Below are 17481 nucleotides of genomic sequence, written 5' to 3' on the forward strand. Positions count from 1 at the left end.
CCGCATCAATCCGCCCTTCCCTACGCTGCTTCGCGCGAGCGGAAAAGGCCATTTGGACCCGGCCGACATCGGATGTCGGCCAGGGAATGTCACCAAAGATCGAGAGCGGCTATCTTGAATGGCGGGTTGGATCGTATCACATAGCCGTATATAACGGCGCCACTCGCAGCATTGGAAACGCTTGAACGCATGGACATGATCGATCCCTTCGGTCGCACGATCAGCTACTTGCGCGTGTCGGTCACCGACCGCTGCGATTTCCGCTGCACCTATTGCATGGCCGAGGACATGGCGTTCCTGCCCAAGAAGGACCTGCTGTCGCTCGAGGAACTCGACCGGCTCTGCACCGTCTTCATCGAAAAGGGCGTGCGCAAACTGCGCCTCACCGGCGGCGAGCCGCTGGTGCGCAAGAACATCATGCATCTGGTGCGCCAGCTGTCGCGGCACCTGAAGAGCGGCGCGCTGGAAGAGTTGACGCTGACCACCAATGGCTCGCAGCTGTCGCGCTTTGCCGCCGAGCTTGCCGATTGCGGTGTCGAGCGCATCAATGTCTCGCTGGATACGCTCGATGCCGACAAGTTCCACGCCATCACCCGCTGGGGCCATCTCGGCAAGGTCATGCAAGGCATCGATGCCGCGCAGGCGGCGGGGCTGAAGGTGAAGCTCAACGCCGTTGCGCTGAAGGACTTCAACGAGGTCGAGCTGCCGGAGATGATGCGCTGGGCGCATGGCCGCGGCATGGACTTGACCGTCATCGAAACCATGCCGATGGGCGAGATCGACGCCGACCGGACCGACCAGTATCTGCCGCTATCGCTGCTGCGCGCTTCGCTCGAGCGCCAGTTCACGCTGAGCGACATCCCCTACAAGACCGGCGGTCCGGCCCGCTACGTCCATGTCGCAGAGACCGGCGGCAGGCTGGGCTTCATCACGCCGATGACGCATAATTTCTGCGAAAGCTGCAACCGCGTGCGGCTGACCTGCACCGGCACGCTCTATATGTGCCTGGGTCAGGAGGATGCCGCCGACCTGCGCGCGCCGTTGCGTGCCTCAGAAGGCAACGAGCTGGTCGCTGCTGCCATCGACGAAGCGATCGGCCGCAAGCCGAAAGGCCATGATTTCATCATCGACCGCCGCACCAGCCGCCCCTCGGTATCCAGGCATATGAGCGTCACCGGCGGCTGATTTTTTCCGAGATTTGGTGCAAGGAGTGTCTCCATAGAGCAGTTCACCGTTTCACGGCGAACCGCTCTATGTCTTTGTTTTTTGCGCAATTCCGGACGGAAAACCGATCACACTTTTCCTGGAATTGCTCTAGTTCACTGGAGACATCGAATGAAGCGTCTTTCCATTGGATTGGCAGTTGCACTGATAGCGGCAGGCAGCGCCAATGCAGCGCCGTTCACCTACACCAATGCGCGCTTCGGCACGGTCTGCACCTTTCCCGACGACTCTTCACCGATCGCCAGCCCGAGCCGTACAATGGCGACGGACAGCAATGGCTCAGCGCCGACGGCGCCAGCCTGATCTGCTCCGGTATTTTCAACGTCAGTGACGACACCCCAAAGAGCTTCGTCGCCGAGGAGAAGGCAATCAAGGAAGCGGGCTACCAGATCAGCTACAGCAAGACCGGCAAGAACTGGGCGGTGCTGCCGGGACTGAAGGATGGCAAGATCTTTTACGAACGGCGCCTGTTCGGCAAGGACGGCGTCATCCGCACCGTGCGGATCGACTATCCGCCGGCCGTTAAAGCGAAATACGATCCGCTGGTCGGCGCCATTGCCGGCAGCCTCAAAGGACCGTGAGCTTTTCGGACACACACCAGAAAAAGTCTCATGCGCATATAGCTGGCGGATTTACCGCAAGCGCGTTCGAGCCTAGATTCCTGGACATAGCGGCTCGTCGCTCGGTTTGGGGGAATACGACATGCGCACATTCTTACTTTCTCTTGCACTGCTTGGGTTTGCCGCCGCGCCGGCAGCAGCACAGTCCATCGGTGGCAGCTACACCGTCGCGGGCACCAATTTCGACGGCTCGAAATATGGCGGCGAAGCCACCATCACACTGACCAGCGAGACCACCTGCACCATCCATTGGGAGACGGGCGGATCATCGTCGGACGGCATCTGCATGCGCAACGACGATGCCTTTTCCGCCGGCTATGTCATGGGCAAGGAAATCGGTCTCGTCGTCTACAAGGTAGAAGATGACGGCTCGCTGCACGGCCTGTGGACCATCGCCGGCAAGAACGGCAGCGGCACCGAGGTGCTGACGCCGAAATAAGGCTGCCGGTCATCCGGCCAGCCCTCTCAGGGATTTCTAGGGGCCACGGGAGAAAATCCGTGGCCTATTTCTTTGACGTTGCTGTCTTGCCGCCGGCTGCTACAGGCTTGAGCGGTTCACCGTTTCGCCGAAACGTCGAACCGCTTTATTCTTTGTTTTCACGCAATTCCGGACGGAAAACCGTTTCACACTTTTCCTGGAATTGCTCTTGCAAACCGGTAACGCCCTTGCCTCTTTCCCCAAACATTCGCGGCGCGCTGTGCATGATGGTGGCCATGATCGGCTTCACCCTCAACGACGCCATCACCAAGTTCTCGTCGGAATCGATGAACATGGCGCAAGTCATGCTGGTGCGCGGCGCCTTTGCGACGCTGCTCGTCGGCCTGCTCGCCTGGCAGCAAGGCGCGCTCGCGCGACCGAGGTCGATGCTGCAGCCGCTGGTGGCGCTTCGCGTGGTCGCCGAGGCCGGCGCCACCGTCGCCTTCCTTGTGGCATTAGCGCATCTGCCGATCGCCAATGTCTCGGCGGTGCTGCAGGCGCTGCCGCTGGCGGTGACGATGGGGGCCGCACTCGTATTCAACGAAGCGGTCGGCTGGCGGCGCTGGCTGGCGATCGCGGTCGGCTTCGGCGGCGTGCTGATCATCGTGCGGCCAGGCTTCGAAGGCTTCAGCGTCTATTCGCTGTACGCACTCGTCAGCGTCGCCTGTTGCGCAGTACGTGACCTCGCCACCAAGCGCATCCCAAGGGCTATCCCGACCTTGCTGGTGTCGACGGCAACGGCAATCGCCATGACCATCGTTGGCGCCGTGCTCCTGTCCCCGATGGGTGGCTGGACGCCGATGTCCGGCAAAGGCACGGCACTTTTGGCATTGGCGGCGGTGCTGGTGCTGATCGGCTACCAGTTCATCATCATGGCAATGCGGGCCGGCGACATCTCCTTCATTGCGCCATTCCGCTACACCGCCCTCTTTTGGTCGATGCTGCTTGGCCTCATCATCTTCGGCGATGTCCCCGACCTGCCGATGATCGTTGGCTCCGCCATCATCATCGGCTCCGGCCTCTACGCGCTCTATCGCGAACGGGTCGTCGGCCGGCAGAAGCCGGCGGCCGAAAGCGCTGGACCCGACATGGCGCCGGACGGCATATAGCTTGGCCATGAGCCAAGACATTGCAGGAATTATCCTGGCCGGAGGCCTGTCACGGCGCATGGGCGGCGGCGACAAGACTTTGCTGGCGCTTGGCGAGCGTCCGCTTCTCGACCATGTCGTTGCCCGCCTGGCGCCGCAGGTCGGATCGCTGGCGCTCAGCGCCAATAGTGACCCGGCGCGCTTCGCCGCGGCCGGTCTTCCGGTTCTCGCCGATGCGGTGGAAGGCTATGCCGGACCGCTGGCCGGAATTCTCACCGGCCTCGAATGGGCGGCAGCGAATACCGCTTTCAAGGCATTGGCGACGGCCGCCGGCGACACGCCGTTCCTGCCGGTGGACCTGGTCGAGAGGCTGGCTGCGGCTGTTGACGAGCGACCAGGCTCCATCGCTGTTGCCAGTTCCGGCGGCAGGCGGCATCCGACCTTTGCGCTGTGGCCGCTCGGGCTGCGTGAGGCCTTGCGCCATTTCCTGATCGACGAGGACAACAGGCGCGTCTCCGCCTTCATCGAGCGGCACGACTGTGTCGAAGTGGAATTTCCGTTGCTGACCCACGGCAGTGACGAGATCGACCCGTTCTTCAACATCAACACACCGCACGACCTTGCGGTGGCCGAGCGTCTGTTGCAGAGCATCGGCCCATGAACATCTTCGGCATCACCGGCTGGAAGAATTCCGGCAAGACCACACTGACCGAGAAGCTGGTCACAGAGCTCGTCCGGCGCGGCTGGACAGTGTCGACGGTCAAACACGCCCATCATGAGTTCGACATCGACAAGCCTGGCGCCGACAGCTTTCGTCACCGCCAGGCGGGCGCCACCGAAGTCGCGGTGGTGTCGGGCAAACGCTGGGCGCTGATGCATGAATTGCGCGGTGAGGACGAGCCGACGCTGGAGACGGTCCTGTCGCGGTTGGCCCCGTGCGACATCGTGCTGGTCGAAGGCTACAAACGCGAGGTGCACAAAAAGATCGAGACCCGGCGGCAGGAGGCCAAGGACCGCTCGCCGCTGTCGGCGAACGACGGACATATCGTGGCGATTGCCGCCGACTTCGCGGTTACCGGCGAAAGCCTGCCTGTGTTCGATCTCGACGACACGGGAGGGATAGCCGACTTCATCGAGCGCATGACCGGCCTCAAACCTTGAGGCGCCTGCCCTCGCCCGGGTCAGCCGCCCTCTTCAGCCGTTGCATTGTCTAAGCGCGTCTCGCCTGAACGGCCTCATGCGACGCGCTTCAGGTTGTTTTATTTATGCATGTCGTCGTCCCAAAACCGCTGCGCACTTTTGGGCGACATGCATTAACCCGGCGTCGGCATTGGCTGGACCCGCAAATCCCGCAAGCAACGGTTTTACAGTTGCTTTTCTCCCGAAAACAGTGGGAGTATCGCGCCAGCGGGCGGTCAAAAGCACCGCCCCACAGAGCCGTTCCGGAACGACGGCCGGGAGCCATAAAGAGAGGACTATCATGCGTATTGCACTGCGTATCGCGCTCGCCGCATCGGCTGCGCTGCTGACGCTCGGCGTCGCCCAGGCTCAGGAAACGACCCTGAGAATCGGCACCGAAGGCGCCTACCCCCCATTCAACAACCTGACCTCCGACGGCCAGCTCGTGGGCTTCGACATCGACATCGCCAAGGCGCTCTGCGACGAGATGAAGGTCAAGTGCACCTTCGTCGCCCAGGATTGGGACGGCATCATTCCGGCCCTGCAGGCCGGCAAGTTCGACGCCATCGTCGCCTCGATGTCGATCACGCCGGAGCGCGCCGAGAAGGTTGACTTCACCCACAAATACTACAACACGCCGTCGGCGATCGCGGTACCCAAGGATTCGACCCTCAAGGGCGTGACCAAGGAAGACCTGGCCGGCAAGACCATCGGCGTCGCAACCACCACGACGCATTTCAATTATGCCTCGAAAACCTATACGGACAGCACGGTCAAGGGCTATCCGAGCAGCCCCGAAGAGCAGGCTGATCTCGCCAATGGCCGTCTCGACGCGATCGAGGACGATATCGTCGTGTTGCAACAGTTCCTGGATTCGCCTGATGGCGCCTGCTGCAAGATTCTCGGCCAGCCTTCGCCGCAGCCGGTCGATATCTTTGGACCGGGCGCCGGCATCGCCGTGCGCAAGGGCGAGACGGATCTGGTCAACAAGTTGAACAGCGCCATCGACGCAATCCGCGCCAACGGAAAGTACAAGGAAATCAACGACAAGTACTTCAAGTTCGACGTCTTCGGCGCCGAGTCCTGATCGTCTGAAACAAGGCGGCAGGGGAAATTTCCTGCTGCCGCCTTGGCCTGACAGAAGTGGAGACAAGACCCGTCAATGCCAAGCCAGAACATATGGATACTTCTCACTTGGGGACCCGATGGCTGGATTGACGATATTGCCTATGGCGCACTGGTCACCATTGCGCTCGCGCTGGCGACACTGCCGATCGGCCTGACGATCGGCTTTTTCGTCGCCTGGGCAAAACAATCCGAAGAGCCGTCGCTTCGCGTGGCTGCCAACATCTACACCACGGTGTTTCGCGGACTGCCGGAACTGGTGACGCTTTTCCTGTTCTTCTTCGGCATGCCGATCCTCTTGCAGTATGTCATCCGTCTGTTCAGGCCGGAAGCGACGGTCGATGTCGACAGCTTCCTCGCCGGCATGATCGTGCTGTCGCTGATCTTTTCGTCGTATTCCAGCGAAGTCTTCCTGTCGGCCTTTCGCGCCATTCCGAAGGGCCAGTATGAGGGCGGCTATGCGATCGGGCTGTCGAAATGGCAGACGATGCGCAAGGTGATCCTGCCGCAGCTGCTGCGCATCGCCTTCCCCGGCCTTGAGAATTGCTGGCTGAGCCTGCTCAAGGACACGGCCCTGGTGTCGGTCGTCAATCTGGCTGAAACCTTGCGCAACGCCGGCGTGGCGGCCCGTGTCACCAAACATTCCTTCCTGTTCTACAGCGTCGCGGCGATGGTGTTCCTTATCCTTGCCATCCTGTCGTCGATCGCCACCGGCTTCATCCTGCGTTCGCTCGGGAGGAGGGAGGCACGATGAGCGTCGTGACGCGCGCCGCCGTCGACATCGAGAAGCCACCACCACGGGCGCGAGGCTGGCCGCGGGCCCGTATCGTCGGCTACGCGCTGGTCGGCTTCTGGATCCTGTTCGGCATCGGCATCGCCGTCTATCTGGTTTACGCTTGGAATGGCGAATTCTTCGCCAGATACGCGCCGGCCTATCTGCAGGGCTTGGGAACCACGCTTGCGCTGGTGGCCATCTCGATGGTGCTCGGCGCGCTTTTTTCGCTGCCCGTCACCTATGCCCGCATGTCGAAGAACCGCTATCTGTCCGTCCTGGCCTATTGCTACGTCTACTTCTTCCGCGGCACGCCGCTGCTGGTCCAGGTCTATCTCGTCTATTACGGCCTGGGCTCATTCCGGGTGCAACTCGAATCCGTCGGGCTGTGGTGGTTCTTCCGCGACGCCTTCAATTGCGGTGTGTTCGCCTTCGCGCTCAACACCGCCGCCTACCAGGCCGAAATCCTGCGCGGCGCCATCGAGAGTGTTCCGAGGGGCCAATGGGAGGGCGCTGCTTCGCTCGGCCTGCACAAGCTGCAGACGCTGCGCAAGGTCATCCTGCCGCAAGCGTTTATCGTGGCGCTCCGACCCTACGGCAACGAGCTCGTCTTGATGATCAAGGCCTCTGCCATCGTTGCCATCATCACCGTCTATGATTTGATGGGCAACGCGAAGCTCGCCTACGCCAAGTCCTTCGACTTCCAGGCCTATGTCTGGGTCGCCATCGTCTATCTGGTGATGGTCGAGATCCTGCGCCACGGCGTCGAATGGATCGAGCGACGGATCACCATTCATCTGATCCGCTGAGCGGTCGGCTGTACCAGTCGATCGGCTCATGCGCGTCTTGACGAATTGTGTGCAGTGCCTAGAGCTTGCGCTGACAATTTCGCTTTCATCTGAAGGGCAAACCCATGGCATCTGTGGCATTTCTCGGTCTTGGCGTGATGGGCTATCCCATGGCCGGGCACCTCAGGAACAAAGGTGGCCATGAGGTCACCGTCTACAACCGCACCGCAGCGAAAGCCGAGCAATGGGTTGCCCAGCATGGCGGCAAGCTTGCTTTGACGCCGGCAGAGGCCGCAGAGGGCCAGGATTTCGTCTTCTCCTGCGTCGGCAATGACGACGATCTGCGCTCGGTGACGACCGGGGCCGATGGCGCCTTCGCCGCGATAAAAAAAGGCTCCGTTTTCATCGACAACACCACCGCCTCCGCCGAAGTCGCGCGCGAACTGGCCGACGCCGCTGAAAAGGCCGGCTTTTCCTTCCTCGACGCGCCGGTTTCCGGCGGGCAGGCGGGCGCCGAGAACGGCGTGCTGACGGTGATGGTCGGCGGCGAGCAGGCTGCCTTCGACAGGGCCAGGCCGGTCATCGACGCCTTTGCCCGCATGGTCGGGCTGATGGGGCCGTCGGGCGCCGGCCAGCTCACCAAGATGATCAATCAGATCACCATTGCCGGGCTGGTGCAGGGACTGGCCGAAGGCATCCACTTCGGCAAGAGGGCCGGGCTCGACATCGAGAAGGTCATCGAAGTCATCTCCAAGGGCGCTGCCGGGTCCTGGCAGATGGAGAACCGCCACAAGACGATGAATGCCGGTAAATATGATTTCGGCTTTGCCGTCGACTGGATGCGCAAGGATCTCGGCATCTGCCTCGATGAAGCCGACCGCAATGGCGCGAGACTGCCGGTGACCGCCCTTGTCGACCAGTTCTACAAGGATGTGCAGGCGATGGGCGGCAAGCGCTGGGACACCTCGTCCCTGCTGGCGCGCCTGGAAAAATAGGCGTTCGCAATGGCCGAGCTTTCGCCCCAATCGAACGCCGACGAGATCGTCGCCCATTTGCGCTCGATCGGCTCGGAGGACAATCGCCGCGGTATGCTGCGCTACGGCATCAAGATCGAGCGCGCGCTCGGCATCTCGCATCGCATGCAGCGGCAGATCGCCAAAAAGATCAAGCGCAACCACGAGCGTGCTTTCGAGCTTTGGCAGACCGGCATCATGGAGGCGCAGTTCATCGCTTCCGTCACGGCCGACCCGAAGCGCTTCTCAGCCGCGGATGCACGACAATGGGCCGCGTCCTTCGATTCCTGGGACATCGTCGACGGCGTCTCCGATCTCTTCGTCGACACGGACGCCTGGAAGGAGCTGATTGAAGAGTTCGCGGCGGACGAGCGCGAGTTCGTTCGACGCACGGCCTTCGCCATGATGGCGTGGTCCGTCGTGCACCGGAAGCAGGAGCCGGTGGCGACTTTCCTCGGCTTCCTGCCGATCATCGAAGCGCATGCCACCGACAGCCGCAATTTCGTGAAGAAGGCGGTAAACTGGGCGCTTCGTTCGATCGGGAAGCGATCGTTGGAGATGCACGGCGCTGCCCTTGCCGTGGCCGAACGACTGGCCCAGTCGGCCGACAAGACGGCGCGCTGGATTGGCAAGGACGCCGTACGGGAACTCACCAATGCCAAGATCATCGAGCGGATCGCCGCCAGAAAAGGCTGACCTAGCCAACGTCCGGTTCACCGAGGTGACGCGGCAGACGCGCGCCGATTTCGAAGGCCTCTTCGAAGCGCAAGGCGGTCCGAAGTATTGCTGGTGCATGGCCTGGCGGCCCCTGCCCGGCCGCCGCGAGCATGTCCAGCACGCCGAGTTGAAACGGGCCATGATGGCGCTTGTCGAGGCCGGTACGCCGGTCGGAATCTTGGCCCAGATTGACGGCAAGACCGTCGGCTGGTGCTCGGTCGCGCCGCGCCAGACATATCGGAAGCTGACGTCGCAACAGGACGATGACGAGACCGGCATCTGGTCGATCGTCTGCTTCTATGTGCCAAGGGCGCTGCGCGGCGGCGGGCTGGCGGCAGCGCTGCTTGACGCCGCCATAGATCACGCCTTTGCCAAGGGCGCCGGCGTGATCGAGGCCTACCCGGTCGACGAGGCATCGCCGAGCTACCGTTTCATGGGGTTTCGCGACATGTTCATCGCTCGCGGGTTCCATGAGGTCGGCATGGCCGGCTCCCGCAGACATGTGATGCGGCTCGAGCGTTGACGCGATCGGCCGCGGCGTCTTTACTCCTGCACAAAGGAAGCGGCCGATGAGCAGTCCTCTCAAATCGACCTTGGCGCTTGCAGCCGCGTTGTTGGTGTTCACCGCTACCAACGCCTCAGGCCAAACCGCGCACATCTTCTGGAAAGATCTGCGTCCTGCGACGCAGGCGGTGGCCGAAGATGCCGGCCTGCCGATGATTGCGGCAAAACTGCCCGATCGTGGCGAGACATTGTCGCTCAACCTGCAGGACAAGACGGTACAATTAGCCGGCTATGCATTGCCGGTCGACCGTGATGGCGATCTCGTCTACCAGTTCCTGCTGGTGCCGTGGACAGGCGCTTGCAGCCACATGCCGACGCCGCCGCCCAACCAGATCGTGCTGGTGACGCCGGCTCGTCCCTACAAGATGTCGCAGGCCTATGAGTCGGTTGCCGTGACCGGCGCCTTGCGGCCCGGCTTGGAGAAGAGCCAGCTGTTCATTCTCGACGGCGTCAGCATCATCCAGTCCGGCTACACCCTACGCAAAGCCGATGTGGTGGCAGTCGACACGGTGCCGGACACGATCACGCTGCCGGTCAACTCGCCCTGGAGTTTCCTCAACAAAAAGAAAAACTAAGCGCCGCCTGCTTGTGCAGCGTCACCGCCCAGTCACGGACAACCGCGCTCAGGCCGCGTTGGCGCCGGATTCCTTGTCCAGCAGCATGTAGTCGAGCGGCATTTCGGTCGTGTACTTGATCTGCTCCATGGCGAAGGACGACGATACGTCGCGGATCTCGATCTTGGCGATCAGCCGCTTGTAGAAGGCGTCATAGGCGGCGATGTCGGGCACCACGACGCGCAGGAGATAGTCGACGTCGCCGCTCATGCGGTAGAATTCGACAACTTCGGGAAATTCCTGGATGACTTCCGAGAAACGCCGCAGCCATTCATGGCTGTGCGAATTGGTGCGGATCGACACGAAGACGGTGACGCGCACATTGACCTTTTCGTGGTCGAGGATGGCGACCCGCCGCTTGATGACTCCCTCTTCCTCCAGCTTCTGGATGCGGCGCCAGCACGGCGTCGTCGACAGGCCGACTTTCTTGGCGACATCGGCAACCGCGAGCGTCGCGTCCTCCTGCAGGAGGCGGAGAATTTTTCTGTCGAGGCGATCCATTAAGGTGCTCCTGGTGCAGGCCGCGTTCCCTCGGGCGCGACGCGCTTTGGGAATAGATTGGCTATACTCCCTCTTATTTCGACCTTTCACAAGAAAGAAATTCTGCCGGATGGCACAAAAGCGAGTGATATCTTGCTTAAAGTCTAATCTATGCGATAGCGGATTTCCGATCTCAGAAACGGCAGCAAATCCATTTCAAACCATGGATTCTGCTTCAGCCATCCTGAGTTGCGCCATGACGGGTGTGGCAGCGGCAGCACTTTCAGGCTGGCCGGCGCATCCCAGATGGTGCGCCAGTCCTTCACGGTTTCGGTCAGCGACGGCCGGCGCGTGGCGCCCATATGCCAGGATTGCGCGTAGGAGCCGATTGTCAAAACGAGGTCGATCTGCGGCATCAGCGCCATCAGCGGCGCGCGCCAGGCCAGCGCGCATTCTCGGCGCGGCGGCAGGTCGCCGCCCTTTGCGTCCTGGCCGGGGAAGCAGAACCCCATCGGCACGATGGCGAATTTATCCGTGTCGTAGAATTCCTCGCTGGTTACGCCCAGCCAGCTTCGCAGCCGGTCGCCGGACGGGTCGGTGAACGGCATGCCGGACGAATGCACCTTTGTGCCTGGCGCCTGGCCGGCGAGCAGGATGCGGGCGCTGGATGATGGCAGCAGCACCGGGCGCGGCTCGTGCGGCAGTGGCCTGCCGACCGGAGTGTCGACGCAGATGCGGCAGGCGCGGACCTTTGCCGTCAAGCGTTCGAGTTCCGCCTCCATCAGGCGGAAGCGCTCGGACGGCTGGAGACGGCGCTGTACCAGCGCAGCACGTTTGTGCACTCGTCCGGCACTTTGATGCGCGCCGGTTTCATGAAATCCATGGCGATCATGCCGGTGATATCGGCGATCGAATAGGCGTCACCGGCGGCGAATTCGCGGTTTGCCAGTTCGGGGTCGAGCAGTTTCAGGAATTCGACCGCTTTCGCCTTGTTGGCCTCGCCCCATTCGGGGATCTGCGGAATTTCCCATTCCTTCATCGCCGGATGGATGTGGCGAAAAGCCTGGGCGACGCAGCTGAGCAGATTGAACTCCATGCGCCTTTGCCACATCTCGACCTTGGCCTTGCCGAGCGCGCCTTGCCCGAACAGCGCCGGTTCGGGATGCAGTTCCTCGAAATAGCGGCAGATGGCGACGGATTCGGTGAGGATGGTACCGCCGTCGAGCTCGAGCACGGGCAGCCGCTGCAGCGGGTTGCGCGACCTGACCGGCTCCTGCTTGTGCCCCATCGCACCCATGTCGACCGGCACCAGCGGCACTGCGATGCCCTTTTCGGCGAGGAAAACCCGCACGCGCCGCGGATTGGGGGCGCGGCCGCCGTCGAACAGTTTCATGCTTATCCTCCCGATCTGGTCCTTCAACTATAGTGCTCGTCACCAGAAGCGAAACATCTCTCGCAAGGCGTCACCGACCGAAGCCAGGGTGCCGTGCTTTCTTTCGAGCGGGCCGCCGTGGTGGCTTTCGCGCCAGTCTTGCGGCCGATCGAACGTGCCGGCCCAGATGCCAACCTTGCCGGCGCGGGCAATGGCCTGCTCGGTGTCGAAATCGCCATAGGCAATTGCCCAGCCGGCCTCAACCTGGGCCCGGTTGAGATCCTTTCCACCGGCCTTGCAATCGCCGAGCAGGCGGCCGTAGCGGTCGCGCTGCCAGCCGCTGCAGGTCACCGGATTGCCTGATATCAGCCGCACCAGCGCCTGGCGTGCCAGCCTGCCGCAAGCGTAGTCTGCGCCATGCCTACGGCAGATCTGCTGGTATTCCGGAGCGTCGATGCCGCGCATGCGGATACGTTCGGTGCCAAGGGTGAGTAAATCGCCATCGTTGACGATCGCCGCCCCTTGCGCCTTGCGCGTCTCGAAACGGTCGAGGCGTGCGGCGAGCAGGATCAGCAGGCCGAGCAGAATGACCGTCAGCGCGTAATCCAGCAGCTTGCGCCACAGGCTTCGCGGCGGCGGCGGATAGTATCGCCGGCGCGGCCTTGGCGACCACGAACGGCTCATATGGCAAACAGTCTCTTAATCATTCGAACGTAGCTTAACGAATTGAGATCGCTGCGCGCATAAATCGAAGTTTCCATGCCTCTGCTACGCTCGAACACAGCGGATAAATTCATTGTGGACCGCCGGAAACCGCACCGCAACAGCGATGTGGCGCGCGCGGTGCGCAAGACGCGCGACCGTCTTTCGCAGCAGGTCGGCAATCTCGACTTCGACCGCGAGCTGCTGAAGCTGCACGCCGGGACCATGGTGGGCGGCGCAGCCGTCATCCCACTGCTGGTGTTGGCGGTCGCGGCGGCCGGGCTGCTGGCCGGTGTGGACAAACAGATCAGCGTCTGGGCGCTGTTCACCCTGATCTGCTATTCGATCGTCGCCTTCATGGCGCGGCGCGTCGGCCGCACCGAAGCTGCCGAGCTCAACCCTGTTCGCACCCGCAGGGATTTTCTGATCGGCCACTCGCTGTGCGGCCTCGGCTGGGCGTGGTTCGCCTGGCTCGGCTGCGCTACCTGCCAGATCGACCAGTTCCAGGTGGCCAAGGCGGTGGTGCTGCTGCTGGCCATGGCGACGACCGCTATCATGGCGTCGTCCTTGCGCGGCTCGCTGCTTGCCACCTTCGTCGTTCCGGTGGCGGTCTATGCCTATGCTGAAACGAAATTTTGGGTGCCGGTCGGGACGATCATGGTCGCCCTGCTGGTCGCGGCATTGCCGTTCTTTGCCTATATCGCGCGCCATCTCAACCGCTCGTCGCTGATACTTCTGTCCTTCCGCTCCGAAAAGGATGCGCTGCTCGCCGAGGTGGAGACCGCGAAATCGATGTCGGACGAAGCTCGTCGGCGGGCCGAAGACGCCAATCTGGCGAAGTCGCGCTTCCTTGCTTCTATGAGCCATGAGCTCAGGACGCCCCTCAACGCCATTCTCGGTTTTTCCGAGGTGATGGCCAATGAGGTGCTCGGGCCGATGAGCAACCCGACCTATCGCGACTACGCCCGCGACGTGCACGATTCCGGCCAGCATCTGCTCGACCTGATCAACGAAATCCTCGATCTGTCGCGCATCGAGGCCGGCCGCTATCAGCTCAACGAAGAGCCGGTGATGCTGCTCAACATCGCCGAAGATTGCTGCCACATGATGGAATTGAAGGCGCGCAACAAGGACATCCGCATCGTCCAGGATTTCGAAAGTGCCCTGCCGCGGCTGTTCGCCGACGAGCGCGCGGTGCGGCAGATAACGCTCAACCTCCTGTCCAACGCCATCAAATTCACCGCCACCGGCGGCGAAGTTCGCGTGCGCGTCGGCTGGACGGCGGGCGGCGGCCAGTACATTTCGGTCAAGGATAACGGGCCGGGCATACCGGAAGACGAAATCCCGATCGTGCTGTCCGCCTTCGGCCAGGGCTCGATCGCCATCAAGAGCGCCGAACAGGGCACCGGGCTCGGACTGCCGATCGTGCAGGGCCTGCTCGCCATGCATGGCGGCGAATTCGAACTTCAGTCGAAATTGCGCGAAGGCACCGAGGCAATCGCCATTTTCCCGCTCGCCCGAGTGATGGAGGAACTGCCGGCGCTGCCAACCAAGACCGTGGCGGCGGCCCGCCGACGTTGACAGCTTGTTCTAGGCTTTGACCGCCGCCGCCATGCCCGAACTGGTAAGCGCCGCCGCCTTGACCAGACCGGCGGCAAGGGCGGCCCCTACCCCTTCGCCGTGGCTGATGCCGAGATCGAACAGCGGCCTGAGGCCGAGCCGCTCGGCGGCAAGCCTTTGGCCGGGTTCGGGCGACTGGCTGGCCAGCAGGCAATGGTCGAGCGCACCCGGGTTGGCGGCATGCAGCACGGCAGCGGCAGCGGTCGCGGCGAAGCCGTCGAGCAGCACCGGGATTTTTTGCATCCGGGCGGCGAGGATGGCGCCGGCAATGGCCGCAAATTCGCGGCCACCGACCCGGCGCAGTGCTTCCAACGGGTCCTTCAGAGCCGCACCATGGAAGGCGACGGCTTTATCGACTACATCAGCCTTGCGCGCCTGCATGGCCGCGTCCGCGCCCGAGGCGGGGCCGACCCAGTCGGCGCCGCTGCCACCGAACAGGACGGCGCACAAGGCCGCCGCAACGGTGGAGTTGCCGACGCCGAGATCGCCGAGGCAAATCAGATCGGAGCCACCGGCAATGGCTTCCATGCCGAAGGCCATGGTGGCGGCGCAGCCGCGTTCGTCGAGGGCGGCGTCCTCGGTGATGTCGGCGGTCGCAATGTGCAGCGCCAGATCGAACACCTTGAGGCCAAGATTGTTGGCGACGCAAATCTGGTTGATTGCCGCACCGCCGGCGGCGCACAGCTCAACGGCGTTTGCGGTCGCAGCGACAGGGCGCGGCGAGATGCCGTGGCGGGTCACGCCATGGTTACCGGCGAAGATCGCCACCAGGGGCCGGTTCACCGCCGGCGGGGCGCGCCCGCTCCAGACAGCAAGCCAGGCGGCGATGTCCTCGATACGTCCAAGCGAGGCTTTCGGCTTGTCGGCCTTGGAAAACAGGGTGCGCACCCTGTTTTCCGCGACTGTATCGGCAGGCGGCAGGCTCGCCAGCAGATTGCGAAAGTCGTCGAAGGGCAGCGCGCTGGTCATGTCGGTCCTGATCATCCCCTGTGGTTGATCAGCGGCATAACCGCCTTGCCCGGCCGGCACAACTCCCCTCGACATTGGCGCGAAAGCGGTTGCCCGCGCCGCATTCCGAAGGGCTTGCATTGGCTTTGCCGTTGCACCATGTGGAGATGGAACGAGGGATTCCGGACGGAACCTTCAAGAGAAAGTCATGACGGCCATCGAATCCCCGTGCATCCTGGTCTGTTCGATCGACATGAAAACCGGCTTCTGCTTCGGCTGTGGCCGCACGCGCGATGAAATCGGCGCCTGGATGGGGATGACGCCGGAGGTACGCCGCAGCGTCATGGCCGAGTTGCCGGCCCGATTGGAAACGGTCGAGCGCCGGCCGCGCCGGGAAACACGCCGCAGCCGCATGGCGCGCGAGCGCGACGTCCTCTCTTGAAACGGCAGGTCCAATGAACCGACTGTTCTGGATGGTGATGGCGGCAATCGGCCTCGGGCTGGTGCTGCTTATGATCAACAACGACGCCGGCAGCACGTTCGGCATCGAGAATTACGATTTCAGCCGTCTGGTCTGGCTGGGGGCGATCGGCTTGCTGGTCAGCGCCGGCCTTGTCCGGTCCGGCAGGCCGCTCGGCGTCATGGCCCGCAATCTCGGCACGTGGGCCCTGATCGTGCTGGCGCTCGTCGCCGGCTACCAGTACCGCTACGAGTTGCAGGATTTCGCCAGCCGGGTGACGGCGGGCCTCGTTCCCGGCAGCCCGCTGGCGCTCGGCGTCGAGGACGGCCATGCCACCGTGACCCTGGACAAGGCCGACAGCGGCCATTTCGAGGCCCGCATCACGATCAACGGCGCGCCGATCCGCACCGTCGTCGATACCGGCGCGACCAGTACAGTGCTCACCGCCGAAGACGCGCAGGCGGCCGGCTTCAATCCGGCAGCGCTGAGCTTCACCGTCCCGGTCTCGACCGCCAATGGCATGGCACGCGCCGCTTCGGTGCGCACCGACGAACTGGCGATCGGCGGCATCGTGCGCAAGAACATGCAGGTGATGGTCGCCGCGCCCGGCGCGCTCAGCCAGAGCCTGCTCGGCATGAACTTCATCGGTTCCCTGTCGGGTTTCGACGTGCGCGGCGACCGGATGATTCTGCGCGACTGAACTGCTTAAGCGGCCTTTTCAACACGGTCGAAATCGACGGCAGCGAACGCTGCCTTCAGCACATCCGGTCCGGCGCCGGGTTTCGTCGCGTCGGTGGACAGTATCTGCCGGAAGCGGCGCGCGCCGGGCAGGCCGTGGAACAGCCCGACCATGTGGCGAGTGACGTGGCCGAGCCGCCCGCCCTGCTCGATATGCCGCGCCGCATAGTCGGCCTCCGCGTCGATCAGCGCGGCAAAATCGTAGGTGCCGGCCTTGCCGCCGTAGAATGCCGCGTCGATGCCGGCCAGGATGCCTGGCGTGTGGTAGGCGGCGCGGCCAAGCATGGCGCCATCGACATGATCGAGGTGGCGAGCCGCCTCTTCGAGCGATTGAACGCCGCCATTGATGCCGATGAATTTGTTCGATTTTCCCGCCTTGAGGCGATAGACCCTGTCATAGTCGAGCGGCGGGATGTCGCGATTTTCCTTCGGGCTCAGCCCCTCCAGCCAGGCCTTGCGCGCATGCACCCACAGCGCGTCGGCGCCGGCCGCGAAGACGCCGTCGGCCAGCGCGTCGAGCGCGGGCTCCGGATCCTGCTCGTCGACGCCGATGCGGCATTTAACCGTCACCGGGATTTTCACCGCCGCCTTCATCGCCGCCACACAATTGGCGACGAGGTCAGGCACTTTCATCAGGCAGGCGCCGAACGTGCCGGACTGGACGCGGTCGGACGGACAGCCGACATTGAGATTGATTTCGTCGTAACCGAAGCCCTCGCCGATGCGCGCCGCCTCGGCCAGCTTTTGCGGATCGGAGCCACCGAGCTGCAGTGCCACCGGATGTTCGATCTCGTCAAAACCAAGCAGCCGCTCGCGCGCGCCATGGATCACGGCGTCCGCCACCACCATTTCGGTGTAGAGCAGCGCACGCTGCGTCAACTGGCGGTGGAAGAACCGGCAATGCCGGTCGGTCCAGTCCATCATGGGTGCAACGGAAATCCTATGGGGTTGATTTATCACGCTTTTTCTCGTATTTTCA

The 17481-nt window shown here is 63.0% G+C and carries 23 protein-coding genes; 16 read left to right on the forward strand and 7 right to left on the reverse strand.

Annotated elements, in window-relative coordinates:
• Positions 1 to 189: 189 nt before the first annotated feature.
• From moaA to ACYG9Y_RS11020, 3 genes are all read left to right on the forward strand, one after another.
• Complete coding sequence (moaA, locus tag ACYG9Y_RS11010) at positions 190 to 1185, forward strand: GTP 3',8-cyclase MoaA (protein WP_031253414.1); 996 nt, start codon at positions 190 to 192, stop codon at positions 1183 to 1185.
• 68 nt (positions 1186 to 1253) lie between these two features.
• Positions 1254 to 1805 (forward strand): hypothetical protein, encoded by a 552-nt coding sequence (locus ACYG9Y_RS11015; RefSeq protein ID WP_245264385.1) that lies wholly within the window; start codon positions 1254 to 1256, stop codon positions 1803 to 1805.
• A gap of 121 nt (positions 1806 to 1926) precedes the next feature.
• Positions 1927 to 2283: a hypothetical protein gene (locus tag ACYG9Y_RS11020; RefSeq protein ID WP_023682496.1), complete on the forward strand. Its 357-nt coding sequence runs from the start codon at positions 1927 to 1929 to the stop codon at positions 2281 to 2283.
• A gap of 145 nt (positions 2284 to 2428) precedes the next feature.
• Here ACYG9Y_RS11020 and ACYG9Y_RS11025 read toward each other — a convergent pair whose 3' ends face one another.
• Positions 2429 to 2560 carry a hypothetical protein gene (locus ACYG9Y_RS11025; protein ID WP_280790909.1) on the reverse strand — a complete coding sequence of 44 codons (132 nt, stop codon included), beginning with the start codon at positions 2558 to 2560 and terminating at the stop codon, positions 2429 to 2431.
• On the opposite strand from ACYG9Y_RS11025, the gene ACYG9Y_RS11030 reads away from it, so the two are divergent.
• From ACYG9Y_RS11030 to ACYG9Y_RS11075, 10 genes are all read left to right on the forward strand, one after another.
• A complete protein-coding gene (locus ACYG9Y_RS11030) occupies positions 2511 to 3431 on the forward strand; it encodes a DMT family transporter (RefSeq protein ID WP_023738824.1) in 921 nt (306 codons plus the stop codon). The genes ACYG9Y_RS11025 and ACYG9Y_RS11030 overlap by 50 nt on opposite strands.
• Positions 3432 to 3438: 7 nt before the next feature.
• The gene (gene mobA / locus ACYG9Y_RS11035; RefSeq protein WP_023706846.1) at positions 3439 to 4071 is read left to right on the forward strand and encodes a molybdenum cofactor guanylyltransferase MobA; all 633 of its coding nucleotides are present in this window, start codon (positions 3439 to 3441) and stop codon (positions 4069 to 4071) included.
• Positions 4068 to 4571, forward strand: coding sequence for a molybdopterin-guanine dinucleotide biosynthesis protein B (mobB, locus tag ACYG9Y_RS11040; protein WP_023738823.1), 504 nt, complete (start codon positions 4068 to 4070; stop codon positions 4569 to 4571). Before mobA ends, mobB begins: the two co-directional genes overlap by 4 nt.
• Positions 4572 to 4890: 319 nt before the next feature.
• Positions 4891 to 5676, forward strand: a complete 786-nt coding sequence (locus ACYG9Y_RS11045) for an ABC transporter substrate-binding protein (RefSeq protein WP_023688509.1) — start codon at positions 4891 to 4893, stop codon at positions 5674 to 5676.
• A gap of 75 nt (positions 5677 to 5751) precedes the next feature.
• Positions 5752 to 6468, forward strand: coding sequence for an ABC transporter permease (locus ACYG9Y_RS11050; RefSeq protein ID WP_023669007.1), 717 nt, complete (start codon positions 5752 to 5754; stop codon positions 6466 to 6468).
• Positions 6465 to 7295 carry an ABC transporter permease gene (locus ACYG9Y_RS11055; protein WP_023688511.1) on the forward strand — a complete coding sequence of 277 codons (831 nt, stop codon included), beginning with the start codon at positions 6465 to 6467 and terminating at the stop codon, positions 7293 to 7295. Before ACYG9Y_RS11050 ends, ACYG9Y_RS11055 begins: the two co-directional genes overlap by 4 nt.
• A 104-nt stretch (positions 7296 to 7399) precedes the next feature.
• Complete coding sequence (locus tag ACYG9Y_RS11060; protein WP_023738822.1) at positions 7400 to 8269, forward strand: NAD(P)-dependent oxidoreductase; 870 nt, start codon at positions 7400 to 7402, stop codon at positions 8267 to 8269.
• Between the two features lie 9 nt (positions 8270 to 8278).
• On the forward strand, positions 8279 to 8983 hold the full coding sequence (locus ACYG9Y_RS11065; protein WP_023738821.1) for a DNA alkylation repair protein: 705 nt from the start codon (positions 8279 to 8281) through the stop codon (positions 8981 to 8983).
• Positions 8943 to 9527, forward strand: coding sequence for a GNAT family N-acetyltransferase (locus ACYG9Y_RS11070; RefSeq protein ID WP_023730564.1), 585 nt, complete (start codon positions 8943 to 8945; stop codon positions 9525 to 9527). The genes ACYG9Y_RS11065 and ACYG9Y_RS11070 overlap by 41 nt, the downstream gene beginning before the upstream one ends.
• A gap of 46 nt (positions 9528 to 9573) precedes the next feature.
• Complete coding sequence (locus tag ACYG9Y_RS11075; protein WP_023738820.1) at positions 9574 to 10143, forward strand: DUF3299 domain-containing protein; 570 nt, start codon at positions 9574 to 9576, stop codon at positions 10141 to 10143.
• Positions 10144 to 10191: 48 nt separating this feature from the next.
• Here the strand turns inward: ACYG9Y_RS11075 and ACYG9Y_RS11080 are convergent, their stop codons facing one another.
• From ACYG9Y_RS11080 to ACYG9Y_RS11095, 4 genes are all read right to left on the reverse strand, one after another.
• Positions 10192 to 10683, reverse strand: a complete 492-nt coding sequence (locus ACYG9Y_RS11080) for an Lrp/AsnC family transcriptional regulator (RefSeq protein ID WP_023669013.1) — start codon at positions 10681 to 10683, stop codon at positions 10192 to 10194.
• Positions 10684 to 10826: 143 nt separating this feature from the next.
• Positions 10827 to 11444, reverse strand: coding sequence for a uracil-DNA glycosylase family protein (locus ACYG9Y_RS11085; protein ID WP_023688514.1), 618 nt, complete (start codon positions 11442 to 11444; stop codon positions 10827 to 10829).
• Positions 11444 to 12055, reverse strand: a complete 612-nt coding sequence (locus tag ACYG9Y_RS11090; RefSeq protein ID WP_023688515.1) for a glutathione S-transferase — start codon at positions 12053 to 12055, stop codon at positions 11444 to 11446. The genes ACYG9Y_RS11085 and ACYG9Y_RS11090 overlap by 1 nt, the downstream gene beginning before the upstream one ends.
• A 39-nt stretch (positions 12056 to 12094) precedes the next feature.
• Positions 12095 to 12718 carry a thermonuclease family protein gene (locus ACYG9Y_RS11095; protein WP_460223121.1) on the reverse strand — a complete coding sequence of 208 codons (624 nt, stop codon included), beginning with the start codon at positions 12716 to 12718 and terminating at the stop codon, positions 12095 to 12097.
• 75 nt (positions 12719 to 12793) lie between these two features.
• On the opposite strand from ACYG9Y_RS11095, the gene ACYG9Y_RS11100 reads away from it, so the two are divergent.
• Positions 12794 to 14317, forward strand: a complete 1524-nt coding sequence (locus ACYG9Y_RS11100) for a sensor histidine kinase (protein ID WP_023706851.1) — start codon at positions 12794 to 12796, stop codon at positions 14315 to 14317.
• Between the two features lie 9 nt (positions 14318 to 14326).
• On the opposite strand, the gene ACYG9Y_RS11105 is transcribed toward ACYG9Y_RS11100, so the two are convergent.
• Positions 14327 to 15325, reverse strand: a complete 999-nt coding sequence (locus ACYG9Y_RS11105; RefSeq protein WP_023738819.1) for a nicotinate-nucleotide--dimethylbenzimidazole phosphoribosyltransferase — start codon at positions 15323 to 15325, stop codon at positions 14327 to 14329.
• Between the two features lie 187 nt (positions 15326 to 15512).
• On the opposite strand from ACYG9Y_RS11105, the gene ACYG9Y_RS11110 reads away from it, so the two are divergent.
• Entirely contained in the window at positions 15513 to 15746 is a 234-nt protein-coding gene (locus tag ACYG9Y_RS11110) for a DUF1289 domain-containing protein (protein ID WP_023824914.1), read from the forward strand.
• Positions 15747 to 15759: 13 nt separating this feature from the next.
• On the forward strand, positions 15760 to 16464 hold the full coding sequence (locus ACYG9Y_RS11115) for a TIGR02281 family clan AA aspartic protease (RefSeq protein WP_023738817.1): 705 nt from the start codon (positions 15760 to 15762) through the stop codon (positions 16462 to 16464).
• Between the two features lie 5 nt (positions 16465 to 16469).
• On the opposite strand, the gene dusA is transcribed toward ACYG9Y_RS11115, so the two are convergent.
• Positions 16470 to 17462 (reverse strand): tRNA dihydrouridine(20/20a) synthase DusA, encoded by a 993-nt coding sequence (gene dusA / locus ACYG9Y_RS11120; RefSeq protein WP_031253413.1) that lies wholly within the window; start codon positions 17460 to 17462, stop codon positions 16470 to 16472.
• Between the last annotated feature and the right edge of the window lie 19 nt (positions 17463 to 17481).

It is taken from the genome of Mesorhizobium sp. W050, assembly GCF_054719535.1.

Coding starts and splice junctions, on each gene's coding strand:
- moaA (WP_031253414.1), top strand. CDS start 190: ATGGACATGATCGATCCCTTCGGTCGCACGATCAGCTACTTGCGCGTG.
- ACYG9Y_RS11015 (WP_245264385.1), top strand. CDS start 1,254: ATGTCTTTGTTTTTTGCGCAATTCCGGACGGAAAACCGATCACACTTT.
- ACYG9Y_RS11020 (WP_023682496.1), top strand. CDS start 1,927: ATGCGCACATTCTTACTTTCTCTTGCACTGCTTGGGTTTGCCGCCGCG.
- ACYG9Y_RS11025 (WP_280790909.1), bottom strand. CDS start 2,560: ATGGCCACCATCATGCACAGCGCGCCGCGAATGTTTGGGGAAAGAGGC.
- mobA (WP_023706846.1), top strand. CDS start 3,439: ATGAGCCAAGACATTGCAGGAATTATCCTGGCCGGAGGCCTGTCACGG.
- mobB (WP_023738823.1), top strand. CDS start 4,068: ATGAACATCTTCGGCATCACCGGCTGGAAGAATTCCGGCAAGACCACA.
- ACYG9Y_RS11045 (WP_023688509.1), top strand. CDS start 4,891: ATGCGTATTGCACTGCGTATCGCGCTCGCCGCATCGGCTGCGCTGCTG.
- ACYG9Y_RS11050 (WP_023669007.1), top strand. CDS start 5,752: ATGCCAAGCCAGAACATATGGATACTTCTCACTTGGGGACCCGATGGC.
- ACYG9Y_RS11055 (WP_023688511.1), top strand. CDS start 6,465: ATGAGCGTCGTGACGCGCGCCGCCGTCGACATCGAGAAGCCACCACCA.
- ACYG9Y_RS11060 (WP_023738822.1), top strand. CDS start 7,400: ATGGCATCTGTGGCATTTCTCGGTCTTGGCGTGATGGGCTATCCCATG.
- ACYG9Y_RS11065 (WP_023738821.1), top strand. CDS start 8,279: ATGGCCGAGCTTTCGCCCCAATCGAACGCCGACGAGATCGTCGCCCAT.
- ACYG9Y_RS11070 (WP_023730564.1), top strand. CDS start 8,943: ATGCCAAGATCATCGAGCGGATCGCCGCCAGAAAAGGCTGACCTAGCC.
- ACYG9Y_RS11075 (WP_023738820.1), top strand. CDS start 9,574: ATGAGCAGTCCTCTCAAATCGACCTTGGCGCTTGCAGCCGCGTTGTTG.
- ACYG9Y_RS11080 (WP_023669013.1), bottom strand. CDS start 10,683: ATGGATCGCCTCGACAGAAAAATTCTCCGCCTCCTGCAGGAGGACGCG.
- ACYG9Y_RS11085 (WP_023688514.1), bottom strand. CDS start 11,444: ATGGAGGCGGAACTCGAACGCTTGACGGCAAAGGTCCGCGCCTGCCGC.
- ACYG9Y_RS11090 (WP_023688515.1), bottom strand. CDS start 12,055: ATGAAACTGTTCGACGGCGGCCGCGCCCCCAATCCGCGGCGCGTGCGG.
- ACYG9Y_RS11095 (WP_460223121.1), bottom strand. CDS start 12,718: ATGAGCCGTTCGTGGTCGCCAAGGCCGCGCCGGCGATACTATCCGCCG.
- ACYG9Y_RS11100 (WP_023706851.1), top strand. CDS start 12,794: ATGCCTCTGCTACGCTCGAACACAGCGGATAAATTCATTGTGGACCGC.
- ACYG9Y_RS11105 (WP_023738819.1), bottom strand. CDS start 15,325: ATGACCAGCGCGCTGCCCTTCGACGACTTTCGCAATCTGCTGGCGAGC.
- ACYG9Y_RS11110 (WP_023824914.1), top strand. CDS start 15,513: ATGACGGCCATCGAATCCCCGTGCATCCTGGTCTGTTCGATCGACATG.
- ACYG9Y_RS11115 (WP_023738817.1), top strand. CDS start 15,760: ATGAACCGACTGTTCTGGATGGTGATGGCGGCAATCGGCCTCGGGCTG.